Raw genomic sequence first — 13,745 nt, forward strand, 5'->3', positions numbered from 1 at the left:
TCTATTTCTCCTCCCATTTATTCAACTCTTCCAATTTGACAGCGAGAACCTTGCCGATTTGAGCCAGAGGTTCCGGCTGACATAAATCTTTATGACGGCAGTCGATGTCGATTTGTTCAATCTGTCCGTTAATATAAGGCTTCCATGAGTCAGGTTCAATCGGGTCAAACCATTCAGGAATGATTGTTGATCTAAAAAACAAAACATTTCCACGGAAGGTTTTCGGCTTATAGGAACCTAAAATGCCGACAGAATTGACATACGTATTCTTCAAATTTAAAATGACCGTTTCATCCAGGCTCGCAAGCGCACTGCCGTCACGGCGAAGAATCTCAATCGCCGCTTCAAAATCTAGCGGTTTGTCCCCTAAGCTGTCTGGATCGTACCCGCCTAACGCCAGAAGGGCAATAAGCGCTTCCTCATCATCCGGTGCCTCTTTTATAGGAAGGAAGTGGTTCGGATAGGCGTCCAGCATCACCAACAGGGATACTTCTTCTCCTTGATTTTGCAGCTGGGTAGCCATCGCTTGAACGACATTCCCGCCCAGAGACCAGCCCAGCAGATGGTACGGGCCTTTCGGCTGGACCGTTCGGATTTGTTTAATGTAATCGGCAGCCATGTCATCAAGTGTTTTCGGAAGCTCCTCGCGCTGCCCGATTCCCCGTGCCTGCAAGCCGTAGATCGGATAATCCGTTCCTATATTCGTCATCAAACCGGCATAGCACCAGCTGAGTCCCCCTGCTGGATGAACACAGAATAAAGGAGGCTTGTCTCCGCTTGTTCGGAGCGGCAGCAGAACGTCAAGAGCGCTTTGGCTTGATCCCATTTCAAGTCTTTCAGCGAGCTCAGCTACAGTAGGTGCTTCGAACAAGTTGCCGATGCTGAGTTCAACGCCGAGCGCTTCACGAATGCGGCTCATGAGCTGTACAGCAAGCAAGGAATGTCCGCCTAAATCAAAGAAACGGTCATCAATGCCGACACGCGGCAAGTGAAGCACCTCCATAAAGAGGTCACAGAGAATTTCTTCCTGCGGCGTTCTCGGTCCTCGTCCTGTCACTGCCGCTGCGAAATCCGGAGCGGGCAGCGCTTTACGATCAAGCTTTCCATTCGGTGTCAGCGGCAATTCTTTCATCGTCACAAAGGCAGCAGGCACCATGTAATCCGGCAGTCTCTCAGCAGCATATCTGCGCAGTTCCGCCGTATCAAATGTTTCTTCCGAAGGGATGACATAAGCTGCTAACCGTTTATCTCCCGGCTGATCCTCACGAACGATCACTGCCGCATCTTCAAGCTGCGGATGCTGAACAAGCGCGGCTTCAATTTCTCCCAATTCAATCCGGAATCCCCGAATTTTCACTTGATGGTCTGCACGGCCTACATAGTCGAGAGAACCGTCAGTGCGGAGGCGGGCCACATCCCCAGTGCGGTACATCCGAGTGCCTGGAGGACCGAACGGATCAGCTATGAAGCGTTCAGATGTTAAACCAGGCCGGCCTAGATAACCTCGTGCTAACCCCGCTCCTGATACATACAGCTCTCCGGCAACACCCGGCGGAACCGGCTGCAGGCGTTCATCCAGCACGTATACACCAAGATCGGGAATGCCGCAGCCGATCAAGCTGTTTGCCCGTAAAGCTGCCATGCTTCGGTCTAATTCGATATAGCTCACATGCACCGTCGTTTCTGTAATACCATACATATTGATAAGCTGCGGTCTATTTTCAGGGTGGCGGTTGTACCAATCCTCTAAACGGCTGAGTTCAAGCGCTTCTCCGCCAAAAATGACATAGCGCAGACTGAGTGCCTGTCCGTGATCCGGCTGTTCCCGTTCCGCCTGCATAAACTGATAGAAAGCAGACGGTGTCTGGTTCAGAACAGTCACCCCCTCTTTGACAAGCAGGCGCAGAAACGCTTCTGGCGATCTGCTGACGTGGTGAGGCACGATTACAAGACGTCCGCCATGCAGCAGAGGACCCCAGATCTCCCACACCGAAAAATCAAACGCATAGGAATGGAACATGGTCCAGATATCGTCTGAGCTGAAACGGAACCAGTGCTCGGTCGCTGCAAATAAACGTGTTACATTTTGGTGAGGAATCATCACACCTTTTGGAACACCTGTTGAGCCGGATGTATAAATGACATACGCCGTATTCAAAGGCGAAAGCGGCTGAGTCCTATCCTTATTTTTTGGATTCTCTGCAGGGTACGTGTTTAGTTTCTCTGCCAGCTCGGGATCATCCAGCACGATTTTCGGCACGTTTTCAACTGGCGGAATGTGATTTGCAGCTTTAGTGTTCGTCATGATAAACGCAGGCTGGGCATCTTTTAGCATAAAAGCAATTCGATCAGCCGGATAATCCGGATCAAGAGGGAGATAAGCAGCCCCGGCTTTTAGCACCGCCAATAGGCCGACAGCCATTTCCAACGATCGGGGCAGTGCCAATGCCACAAATTGCTCCGGCCCGACACCTTCACTAATCAGCATTCGGGCAAGCCGGTTTGCTCTTTCATTCAGCTCTGCATAGTTCAGTGCCTGATTTTCATATACAACGGCAATGGCATCAGGACGTAAAGCAGCCTGCTTCTCAAATTGCTCTGGCAAACATGCGTGCGGAATCTTTTCAGATACACTTTGCCAATCAGTCACCATGCTGCTGCGTTCCTCTGGCGCAAGAATATCCAGATTTCCGATTTGCTCGTCAGGATCAGACTCGGCAGCCTCCAACAGGCGCATCAATCGGTCAGCAAGAGCCTGAGCAGTTTCCCGCTTGAAAAGATCAGTGCTGTATTCAAGCAGTCCTTCCATTCCGTTTGGTGTCCCGTCAGCAAGGCGATCTTCACTAATTTCCAGCGTCAAATCAAACTTGGCAGAACCGACACTGTTGATTCGCAGGCTGCTCTCCATATCAGGAAGATGCAGTTCAGCGTCCGGTGTGTTTTGGAACGCAAGCATGATTTGGAATAAAGGATGCGTCGCACGCGAACGAGCCGGATTGAGCACCTCTACAAGTCTCTCAAACGGCAGATCCTGATTGTCATAGGCGGCCAGATTCACTTCCCGTACTCTGTCTAGAAGCTCACGAAAGCTTGGGTCACCGGACGTATCAGTTCTGAGCACCAATGTATTAATGAACAGCCCTACAAGATCGCCCAGCGCATCATCATTCCGTCCCGCGATCGGACTGCCGATCGGAATATCGGTGCCCGCCCCGAGCCTTGTCAATAAAGCGGCGAGACCGGATTGAAGCACCATAAACAGGCTCACCCTATTTGCGCGAGCCAGCTCCTGCAATCGCTTGTGAAACTCGGGCTCAATACGAAAATGAATCGTATCTCCATCATGACTCGGCTCAGCCGGACGTGAATAATCGGTTGGCAGTTCAAGCTGATCAGGCAGGTTTTTCAAGGTTTCTTTCCAGAAAGCAAGCTGTCCGGCAATCAAGCTATTTGGATCATCCTCGTTTCCAAGCAGTTCTTGCTGCCAAAGCGCATAGTCTGCATACTGCACAGCAAGAGGCGCCCATTCGGGAGATCGTCCGTGGCAGCGAGCCGCATAAGCTGTCCCAAGGTCTCTGGTCAGCGGTGTTAAGGACCAGCCGTCCCCGACAATATGATGGACGAGAAGAAGCAGCACGTACTCGTCAGGACCGATCACAAAAAGCTCGGCACGAAAAGCAGGTTCAGCTGCAAGATCAAAGCTGTAGCGTACAGCTTCGGCAAGCCGATCAGAAAGCTCCTTCTCAGCAATTTCAGTAACATGTAACTCGGGACAGGCTCGATCGGCATCTAAAATATGCTGATAGGATGTCCCCTGTGATTCAGGGAAGATCGTCCGAAGACTTTCATGACGGCGGACGAGGTCATAAAGTGCCGCTTTCAGCAATCCTTGATCCAACTCACCTGACAAACGGACAGCAACCGGAATATTATAAGTAGGACTCGGTCCTTCCAGACAATGCAGGAACCATAGCCGGCGCTGGGCAAATGAGAGCGGGATCTTTTCAGGCCGCTCAGCTCTCTGCAAAGCGGGACGTGCACTCTGCGCCAAATCAAGATGGGCAGCGAGTCCGGCTACTGTCGGTTCGTCAAAGAGCTTGGCGATACCAAGTTCGGCTCCCATTACCTCGCGAATGCGGCTCATCAGACGGGCTGCAAGAAGAGAATGGCCCCCAAGCTCGAAGAAACTGTCATCGATACCGACGCGTGCCAAACCGAGAACCTCTGCAAACAAGTCACACAATATCTCTTCCTGAGGAGTCCGCGGGGCCCGATCACTGACAGATGTGCTGAAGTCTGGTGCCGGCAGTGCTTTCCGGTCAAGCTTGCCATTAGGTGTTAACGGCAGCTCGTCCATCTCCACAAACGCCGACGGTACCATATAATCAGGAAGACTGGCCCCCATATAACGACGAAGCTCTGCAGTATCAATAGCAGCATCAGCGACTACATAAGCCGCCAATCGTTTGTCTCCCGGCTGATCTTCCCGTACGACAACCGCGGCCTGTTCAATGTGCGGGTGATTGGCAAGCACGGCATCAATTTCTCCAAGTTCAATTCGGAATCCGCGAATTTTGATTTGATGATCCGCCCGCCCGATATAATCCAAAGACCCATCGGCGCGCCAGCGGGCCTGGTCTCCGGTCCGATACATCCGAGTTCCCGGCGGTCCGTATGGATCTGCAACGAAGCGCTCCGCCGTTAAATCAGGACGATGGAAATAACCTCTGGCCAAGCCGGTTCCTGCAATATAAAGCTCTCCGACAACGCCCGGCGGCACCGGCTGCAATCCATTATCAAGCACATACACCTGCGTGTTCCAAATCGGTTTCCCAATCGGAGGAACGCCCTTCAGCCCTTCTTCAAGAAAAGCTGCGGCAGACCAAATCGTTGTTTCAGTGGGACCGTATAAGTTCGTGACTGAACAATGAAGGTCTTGAAGCGCCTGCAAAAGACCGCTCGGCAGCGCCTCGCCTCCTACAAGCACTCTAAGCCCCCGAAGTTTCTCAGGTTCACTCGTTACCAAAGCGTGCCACAGTGTCGGTGTCGCCTGCATAATGTTAATATCGAAATTTTCAATCATTTGAGCTAATGCCTGCGGCTCACGGATCGTTTCTTTCTTTGCGATCACGATTTGCGCTCCGCTAATCAGCGGAAGATATAACTCCAATGCTGAAATATCAAAAGCGACAGTCGTCACAGCCAACAGCCTGTCTTCTTCTCCTAGAGAAAATGCCTCCTGCATAGACAGCAGAAAATTGCTTAAGCTTTTCTGTGTCACAACGACTCCCTTCGGTCTTCCTGTTGATCCTGAGGTATAGATGATATACGCAGGATGGTCAAGCGAAACCGATACATCCTGATTTTCCGGCGAATAGCGTTTTATAATCTCCTGTGTAACAGCCTGATCAAGCACAAGCTCAGGTACAGCCAGGTCATCAGGCAGACTGGCTGCTATTTCCTCAGTCGTTATGATGCATGAAGGTTTCGCATCCTCCAGCATGTAAGAAATGCGGTCGGCTGGAAACTCCGGATCAAGGGGGAGATACGCCGCACCAGTCTTGAGCACACCAAGCATTGAAGCCACCATCTCAGGGGAACGCGGCAGCGCCAAAGCGACAAATTGCTCCGGACCAATCCCTTTTTCGATCAACAGACGCGCGAGGCGGTTTGCCTCTTCATTGAGCTTTCGATAGTTGACTTGAATGTCATCACACATGAGAGCGATACGTTCTGGCGTAAGAACTGCCTGCTTTTCGAACATGTCCTGAAGGCTGACCAGCTTCTCGGATTTTGCCGTCTCATTCCATTTAGAAATGACTTTTTCTTTCTCCTCTGGCAACAGAAGCTCCATTTGCCCAATCAGCATGTCCTCTCCGGCAGAAGCCGTTTGCAGCAGCTGCAAAATACGCTGCTGATGAAGCTTAATATCAGACTCACTGTATACCTCGGGATTCGCATCAACATCAATTCGCAGCCCGCTGCCGTCTGTTCTGTCATATACATTGATTGATAGATCATCAACAGGACCGGCTGAAAGATTATGCGTTGTGCCCCGGACGCCGGCAAAGTCGAGACCGTAATCAAACGGCATAAGATTGATTTGAGGGCCAAATAATCTATGATTTTCTCCTATCAATTTCAGATCGCGCCTAAGCTCTTCATGGCGATACTTATGATGTCGCCGAATACTGCGGATTTCCCGGGAAATTTGCTGAATCAGTTCAGAAAAGCTCATCGAAGAGCTTACCGTCAGCCGGAGCGGGAGAAGGTTCATCACCATAGCCGGTACATTCAGTGACGCGGACCCTATCCGACCCATCATGGGCAGGCCGAGCACAACATCCTCAGAGCCGGTCATACGGTGCACATAAACAGCTGACACCGCAATCATGACTTCATGCCAGCTTCCTGAGAAATAGCGCGCCGCTTCTTTTAACGCGTTTACATCAGACGGAGGCAGATATGCCGTATGACGAAGAAAACTGTTAGATGTTCTTGGCGCCCGATCAGCCAAGCTCACAACTTCAGGTGCATCTGCAAAACGGTCCAGCCAGAATTGACGATCCTTCTCATACTGCTCTGATCCGCGATAATCTGTATCCTCCTCCAAAATGGCCTGGAGAGACCCAAAGGAACGGCTTTTAGCTGTTTGTCCTTTTATAAGGGCAGTATATGTACTTGCCACACGCTGGGCTATCAGGGAAAAACCGAAGCCGTCGATCGCTATATGGTGAATGCGCTGATACCAAAAGAAACGATCAGGCCCGGCAATAAACAGAGCTTCATTGAACAAAGGGGCATACCCTAAATCAACCGGCTTTGCTAAATCAGCTTTCATCCAGTTTAATGCTGTTTTTTCCGGATCAGGCTCAGAGCTGACGTCAATGACGTGCAGCTGTACATCCGGAGACGGGTTTATCATCTGCCAAGGCCCGTCCATATTTTCACCGAAGCGGACATGCAGCGATTCCGCTTCCTTGATCACGTGCCGCAAAGCTTCTTCAAAAAGAGCAATATTGATTGGTCCATTGATTTCTATATATTCCGCTGTATTGTAGATTGGATTGTCCGGATCAAGCTGCTGAGCAAACCATATGCCAGTTTGCGCCCCGGTCAAAGAATATTGAAGATCTTTTGTATCAGGCATCCGTTTGTTTACCCTCCTTTTATAAATAATCCGCGTTTGGCAGCACTTGCTGGCTGCGGGTTGTGAGCAATTTCTGCCATTCTTCGATCGTTGGGCGTTCAGCCAATTCCACGAAAGTCACCTCTGCCCCTTCACGGCGCCATTGTTCCACCAATGTCATGATCCTTACCGAATCAAGACCACGATCGAGCAAATCCTCTTGATCTGTGATGTCTTCCGGTGTTTCTTGTAGAAGCTCAGCAATTTGTTTACGGATATTCTCACATGTAAACACGTTCTTTTTGCCAGTGTTTGCTGACGTTTTTTGAACGTCTGCCGGCGCATTCTGCAGCTGATCAAGAAGACTGTCAGTCATCACGGTAAACGCACAGCGTCCAGCCGCATATTCCAGCGCCATTTGATGTTTTTCTAATGAAAAATCAGCAACTGCATCTCCCACAAAAAAGGCTTTAATATCCTCCATAAATGCTTCACATGCTGTAACAAGACAGCCGATATGGGCGTAAATTCCTGTAATGATCAGCTGATCGCGTCCCTCTTTGCGCATCATTTCAAGCAGATTCGTTCTCTTAAACGCGCTGTATCTCCATTTTGTCAGCACAAGATCATCATCCTCTGGTGCCAGCTCGGTTATAATTTTCTCCTCATAAGGACCGCTGTTTAATCCCGGGCCCCAAAAGTCTGTCAGCAGCGCACGGTCATCCGGATTTTGGCTTCCCGGCTGTGCGGTATAGACAACAGGAATCCCAAGCTGAACACATTGATTCTTCAGCTTTCGTATATTCGCTGAAAGCTCTATTACCGGAGACGCTCCCGCTGTGAAAGCATCGACAAAATAGTTTTGCATATCGTGTATTAACAAGACAGCCCGATTCGGATCAGGCACCCATGATACTTTGTTTTGCGGCATATCAGATGCTGTCGGCATTTGATACGGCTGAATGGCAGGTATAGCCATTTGAACACTTCCTCTCAAATTGTTGTTTTATTTTTTTAGCCCTGCAAGAAGTTTCTCGGAAATGGCTTCACGAAGAGCCTTTTTGCTTACCTTTCCTACCCCTGTTTGCGGAAAGGATTCGACAAATTCAACTCGGTCAGGGATTTTATATGCCGCCAGTCCGCGCTCTCTCAAAAATGCTTTGAGCTCTGCGGCTTTTGGGGCTTCATCCCGGGGAATAATGAACACACAAGATCTTTCGCCAAGAAATTGATCAGGCATGGAGACCATTGCCGCATCATGGACAGCCGGATGCGCCAGCAGATGATTTTCCACCTCTTCAGCCGCAACCTTTTCTCCTCCACGGTTAATTTGATCCTTCGCCCGGCCTTCAACGACAATATAGCCGTCTCGTGTCAGCCTGACGATATCACCCGTACGGTAAAAACCATCCTCAGTAAATGAAGCGGCATTATGCTCTTCCGCCTTATAGTAACCTCGAATTGTATACGGTCCCCGCGTCAGCAGATGGCCTGTTTCACCAGGTTTTACGTCGCGATCATGATCATCCCAAACACGCACTTCATCATATGGAGACATCGGTTTTCCTTGGGTGTTGACAATGATCTCCTCAGGATCATCCAATCTCGTATAATTGACGAGACCCTCTGCCATTCCGAACACCTGCTGCAGCGTGCAGCCGAAAACAGCTTTTACCCTGCGCGCGGCTTCAGCACTAAACTTGGCACCGCCGACCTGCAGCACTTGAAGGCTGGATAAATCATCACGGCGTGAGGATGCCGCATCCATCCATACCATCGCAAGAGGCGGAACAAGAGCGGTTATCGTGACCTTTTCCCGTTCAATTAAAGGAAATGCGTCATCTGGACTTGGAGAAGGAGATAATACCACTCTTCCTCCAGCGTATAATACGCCGAGAACGCCGGGTGAGCTCAGCGGATAATTGTGTGCCATCGGCAGCGCGGCCAAGTACACCGTGCTGTGGTCGAGCCAGCAGACCTCCACACTCCGCTTCAGGCTGTATATGTAGTCATCGTGGGTCCTCGGAATCAGTTTCGATAGCCCGGTGCTCCCGCCAGAAAGCTGGAGGAACGCCACATCCGAAGATTTGACTTCAGGCAGTTTTACAGGTTCTGCATGCAAATCCTCCAGCGGCAAAAATTCCTCTGCCTCACCTGCGACAATGATGTTTTTCAAAGTCGGCAGCTTGCTTTGAACCTGTCTGGCAAGCGAACGGTAGTCAAAACCGGAATAAGCGTCGGGAATGATATATGCAGCCGCTTCAGCAAACTCGCAAAAATATGTAATTTCACTGCTTCGATGAGAAGGCAGTGCGAAGACTGGAAGCGCCCCCAGACGGAAAAGCGCGAAAATGACTTCAAAAAACTCTTTGATATTTGGCAGCTGCACCACAACACGATCCATCTGTTGAATGCCGAGCTTTTGAAATCCGGCAGCCAGGCGATCAGCTCTTGTGTCAAGCTCTCGATAGCTCCAATGGGTGTTTCCGCATGTAATGGCAATGCGATCACCATATTTGGCTGCCCGGTCCCTTAACAAATCTCCAAACGTCTCACCGGCCCAGCAGCCGTTCTTTCGATAGGTCTTAGCTAACTCATCAGGCCAAGGCGTAAATCCTTTCAGCATGTTGCATCCCTCCAGCAATTCATTCTGTTCATATGTGATCCACGCCCATTGCCCGCAGCATTGTCCGAAACTTTGCGGACGTCTCCTGAAGCTCGTCCTCGGGCTTTGAACCGGCCACAACACCAGCTCCAGCATACAGGCGGAGAGAGCGTTCTTCTGCTTCTGCACAACGGATGGTCACGATCCATTCTCCGTCACCGGCATCGTCACACCATCCGACCATGCCGGTAAAGAAACCGCGGTCAAATGGTTCAATGCTGAGAATCGCTTCTCTTGCAAGATCAGTCGGTGTTCCGCAGACTGCTGGCGTCGGGTGGAGAGCCGCCGCCAATTCAAGTGCGGTTACAGACGGGTCGGAAAGCTCTCCCTTAATCACGCTGGACAGGTGCCACATCGTTTCCGTTTTGATCAGTGAAGGCTTCTCCGGAACCTCTAGCGTCCGGCAGAAAGGTCTCAGCGCTGCCGCAACCGCGTCAGCGACAACCGCGTGCTCATGAAGATCCTTTGCGGAAGAAAGCAATTCAGCTGCCCGGCGCTGGTCTTCAACAGGATCATTACTGCGCGGCCTTGAGCCGGCTAATGGGTTGGAAACGACCTGTGTTCCCATCCTTGAAACGAGAAGCTCCGGACTTGCTCCGAGCAATGTTCGGCGGGGAGACGTTTCCTCCTGACTGGACACGTCTGTGGCAAACGTGTAGCCATGCGTGTTATGCTGAGCCAGATGGCGAAGCAATTCATCCGTCTGAATCGGTTCAGGCGATGTCAAATGCAGCGATCTGGACAGGACGATTTTGCTGAGTGTTCCATCGGCAATGCGCGCCAGCCCTTGTTCAACACCATTTTTATAATCCTCAGGTTCAGGAACAGGCTTTATGTGGTATGTATGCCCAGCCTGCTGTTCCTTTTCCTCATGATCAAATTGAAGCGGTCCTGACCAGCGCACTTCTTCAGGTACAACGAGCCGCGCTGCTTTTACTTGATCAAAAGGAACGGCCCCGACAACAAGCGGCCGGTTTTGCCCTGATTGTTTTGCCTGACGTAACGCCTCTGCAATTCGGCCAGAAAGGGTTTCCATTTGGTTTTGCCCGTCTGCCTCCGGTACGATTTCACATATGCCTTTCGCTAACAGTACACGATGAGGAGACGCTAAGAAAAAGGCGCCCGGCTGATATTCATGAAGCAAATGCTCCGCTTTTGTTTCTGTTATAACGTTTTGATCCAACATTCTCATGAACCTCCTTTAAATTCAGTTACACGCCTAAGGTCGCGCCGCCATCTACGCATAAATTATGCATCGTAATATGCCCTGCCTGGCCAGAAACCAAAAAGAGCACCGCATCCGCAATATCCGAAGGCTTGGCTAGTTTTTTGAGCGGGATCCCTGTTTTAAATGTCTCAAGTGATCCTTTTATGACTTGCTCCGCTCCATTCTCGTCGGCCCATAATGACCACTGCATGTCTGTTTCCGTTGATCCGGGAGATACAATGTTGCAGCGAATATTGTATTCTGCAAGCTCAAGACCAAGGCATTTCGTAAACATCACAGCCGCAGCCTTTGAGGACGCATATGCCGCCATAGATGTTCTTGGTACACCGGCAGCATTCGATCCGACTGTTACAATCGAACCTGATCTTCGGTCCATCATATATTTGCTGACTGAACGCGAGGCGTTAAATACGCCAGTCGAATTCACTGAGAACGTCGCCTCCCATTCCTCATCGCTAAGCGAATGGATCAGTCCCGGGCGAAGGACACCCGCTACATTCACTAAAATATCAATCGGCCCCATTTCACGTTCGATGCGCGCCGTGATCTCGTCAATCGCCGCGCTGTCTCTCACATCCGCAGGAAAAGCTTCTGCATGGCGGCCTTCTGCTTTGAGGCTGCTCACAACCTTTTCCAGCTTTTCAGGATTATAATCAACTGCCGCAATATGTGCGCCTTGACTGGCAAGCGTCCGCGCAACAGCTTCGCCTATTCCTTGGGCAGCCCCTGTTATAAAAGCAATTTTTCCCTCTATACTCTTTGCATTCATATCATCAATTCCTTTCTTCGCTCTAAATGCCGAACAGACATCCAGCGAAAAAGACTGCTGCGCCTTGAAAAACGCAATCTATTGATAATGATTATCATTATCAATTATAAAAATAATCATATCCAAATGTCATGTGACAGTCAAATATAATTTCAGTGACAAATATTTTTTTAAAGGCAAGGCTGAGTATATCTCAGCCCATTGATAGATGCGGTCCGTCAGGGTGAAGCGCAAAACGCAGCGCCCTGCTGACCAAAACAGGAAGAACTGAAATATGTCCTTCTCCTGAAAACTCGCAAAATTCTGCTCGTATGCCTTGTTCAGATAAAACGGCCAGCCGCTCATAAAGCTCCCTTGCATTATCATTCATCCGGCTTTTATGATGCTGCTCTAATTCTCCTGCGGCAAGCAGGATATTGATAGGCTGATTGTTTTTCTTGGTGAGAGAGACGAAATGGTCCGTTTTCTCGAGAATAAACGGTTTATTCCAATGAATGGACGGACTTCCTGCGATATACGTTTGAAACGCATCGGGCTTTGTTAGCAGCACCTGCAGCACGAAAAGCCCTCCGAGCGAATGGCCAAAGATTGTTTGTCTTTTTTTATCAATCTGGTAATCTCGTTCTATCTCCGGTTTTAAATCCTCTTCAATAAATCTGAAAAAGCCCTCTGCTCCGCCATGCTCCGGCCATTCTCTGCCGTCGGGCCTTTCCGGCAGCTTCGATTGGGCTGTTGGCATTGTAAAATCCCGGTGGCGTGCTGAGGAGAACGGCTCCGCTGTCTCATAGCCAATGCCGACGATCACTGCAGGGATCACCCCGGTTTTTTCGGGTCGGCGTCCCTGTATTCGAACGGCTTCCGTCATCGTTCCGAAGACAGAATTGGCATCCAGCAGATAAATCACAGGATAACCAGCGGGTGGCGGCGGCGTACTAGGTTTCGAGATAAAAATGTGATAGGTACGGTTTTCATTGCGTGAAGACATCATACGCACTTCCGTACCAGGAATCGTAAATGCGTTTGATGTCCCGCCATTTGTCCGGTCTGTTGTTTGTTCTTTCATGCAGTACGACATTCCTCTCCTTAAACTAAACCGCAATGTATGATAATGATTTTCACTATCAACTAGACACCTCAAATAATAGGTTTTCTTCCAAAGAAAGTCAACTTTTTCCCGAATAAAAAAGGTACCTTGATCAAATAAGGTACCTGCAGACTATCAATATGGAAGTAAAAACCTAATAAAGATGCGTATTGTCCTATTTGAAATAGAACCTTAATCCCATGTAAACCTTTGATTTTGCCAAGGGTCGCCTCTCATGTGATAGCCATTCCGCTCCCAAAAGCCAGGGTGATTTTCTTTCGTAAATTGGATGCCGCGCAGCCACTTGGCGCTTTTCCAAAAATATAGATGCGGAAATACACCCCGCAGCGGAAAGCCGTGTTCAGGGGTTAAAGGTTCGCCATTATGCGCATAAGCCAGAAGGGAAGTTTCCGCTAAGAAATCATCAAGCGGCAGATTGGTCGTCCAGCCCTCTTCAGCATGTAAAATGACGTAGCCCGCTTCTTCTTTTACACCCGCTTTTTCCGCTATATCACAAGCCCGCACGCCTTGCCACACATTATCAAGCCTTGACCATCCCGTGACGCAATGAATGTCGTTTTTCGATTCATACCGTGGAAAGGCTTTGACATCTTCAAAGCTTAGCAGCATCGGATGGTCAACCAAACCGTATACTTGAAGATTCCATTTCGTCATATCTTCGTAATATGGGACATCTCCGGTATGAAGCACAGGAAATGAAGTGGTGACGTTTTGATTTGGCGGCACTCTTCCAGATTGATCGGACTGTCTTGTTTTTCCGAAATACATATGGGCCTCCTTTTTGTTAACCTAATTTAAAATCATGTTGACAATCTTTTTGTTCTTTATTACTCTATGATTGTGTATGTC

Annotated in this window: 7 protein-coding genes; all 7 read right to left on the reverse strand. The window is 49.6% G+C overall.

Going from position 1 to position 13,745, the window contains the following annotated elements; genetic code table 11:
- Nucleotide 1: 1 nt before the first annotated feature.
- Nucleotides 2–7,150: a non-ribosomal peptide synthetase DhbF gene (dhbF, locus tag NSQ12_RS17000; protein ID WP_339175219.1), complete on the reverse strand. Its 7,149-nt coding sequence runs from the start codon at nucleotides 7,148–7,150 to the stop codon at nucleotides 2–4.
- A gap of 19 nt (nucleotides 7,151–7,169) precedes the next feature.
- The gene (locus NSQ12_RS17005; RefSeq protein WP_019712935.1) at nucleotides 7,170–8,108 is read right to left on the reverse strand and encodes an isochorismatase; all 939 of its coding nucleotides are present in this window, start codon (nucleotides 8,106–8,108) and stop codon (nucleotides 7,170–7,172) included.
- Nucleotides 8,109–8,135: 27 nt separating this feature from the next.
- Nucleotides 8,136–9,755: a (2,3-dihydroxybenzoyl)adenylate synthase gene (locus NSQ12_RS17010; RefSeq protein WP_003228746.1), complete on the reverse strand. Its 1,620-nt coding sequence runs from the start codon at nucleotides 9,753–9,755 to the stop codon at nucleotides 8,136–8,138.
- Nucleotides 9,756–9,783: 28 nt separating this feature from the next.
- Nucleotides 9,784–10,980, reverse strand: coding sequence for an isochorismate synthase DhbC (gene dhbC / locus NSQ12_RS17015; protein WP_339175222.1), 1,197 nt, complete (start codon nucleotides 10,978–10,980; stop codon nucleotides 9,784–9,786).
- Nucleotides 10,981–11,005: 25 nt separating this feature from the next.
- Nucleotides 11,006–11,791 (reverse strand): 2,3-dihydro-2,3-dihydroxybenzoate dehydrogenase, encoded by a 786-nt coding sequence (locus NSQ12_RS17020; protein ID WP_014480725.1) that lies wholly within the window; start codon nucleotides 11,789–11,791, stop codon nucleotides 11,006–11,008.
- A gap of 193 nt (nucleotides 11,792–11,984) precedes the next feature.
- Entirely contained in the window at nucleotides 11,985–12,854 is an 870-nt protein-coding gene (gene besA / locus NSQ12_RS17025; protein WP_015714637.1) for a ferri-bacillibactin esterase BesA, read from the reverse strand.
- A gap of 213 nt (nucleotides 12,855–13,067) precedes the next feature.
- Entirely contained in the window at nucleotides 13,068–13,664 is a 597-nt protein-coding gene (locus NSQ12_RS17030; RefSeq protein ID WP_003228739.1) for a sulfite oxidase-like oxidoreductase, read from the reverse strand.
- Between the last annotated feature and the right edge of the window lie 81 nt (nucleotides 13,665–13,745).

The organism is Bacillus sp. PS95, assembly GCF_037963565.1.
Classification (GTDB): domain Bacteria; phylum Bacillota; class Bacilli; order Bacillales; family Bacillaceae; genus Bacillus; species Bacillus subtilis.

Bases quoted from the DNA above. Each gene is read 5' to 3' on its own strand.
- dhbF (WP_339175219.1), bottom strand. From the start codon at position 7,150: ATGCCTGATACAAAAGATCTTCAATATTCTTTGACCGGGGCGCAAACT.
- NSQ12_RS17005 (WP_019712935.1), bottom strand. From the start codon at position 8,108: ATGGCTATACCTGCCATTCAGCCGTATCAAATGCCGACAGCATCTGAT.
- NSQ12_RS17010 (WP_003228746.1), bottom strand. From the start codon at position 9,755: ATGCTGAAAGGATTTACGCCTTGGCCTGATGAGTTAGCTAAGACCTAT.
- dhbC (WP_339175222.1), bottom strand. From the start codon at position 10,980: ATGTTGGATCAAAACGTTATAACAGAAACAAAAGCGGAGCATTTGCTT.
- NSQ12_RS17020 (WP_014480725.1), bottom strand. From the start codon at position 11,791: ATGAATGCAAAGAGTATAGAGGGAAAAATTGCTTTTATAACAGGGGCT.
- besA (WP_015714637.1), bottom strand. From the start codon at position 12,854: ATGAAAGAACAAACAACAGACCGGACAAATGGCGGGACATCAAACGCA.
- NSQ12_RS17030 (WP_003228739.1), bottom strand. From the start codon at position 13,664: ATGTATTTCGGAAAAACAAGACAGTCCGATCAATCTGGAAGAGTGCCG.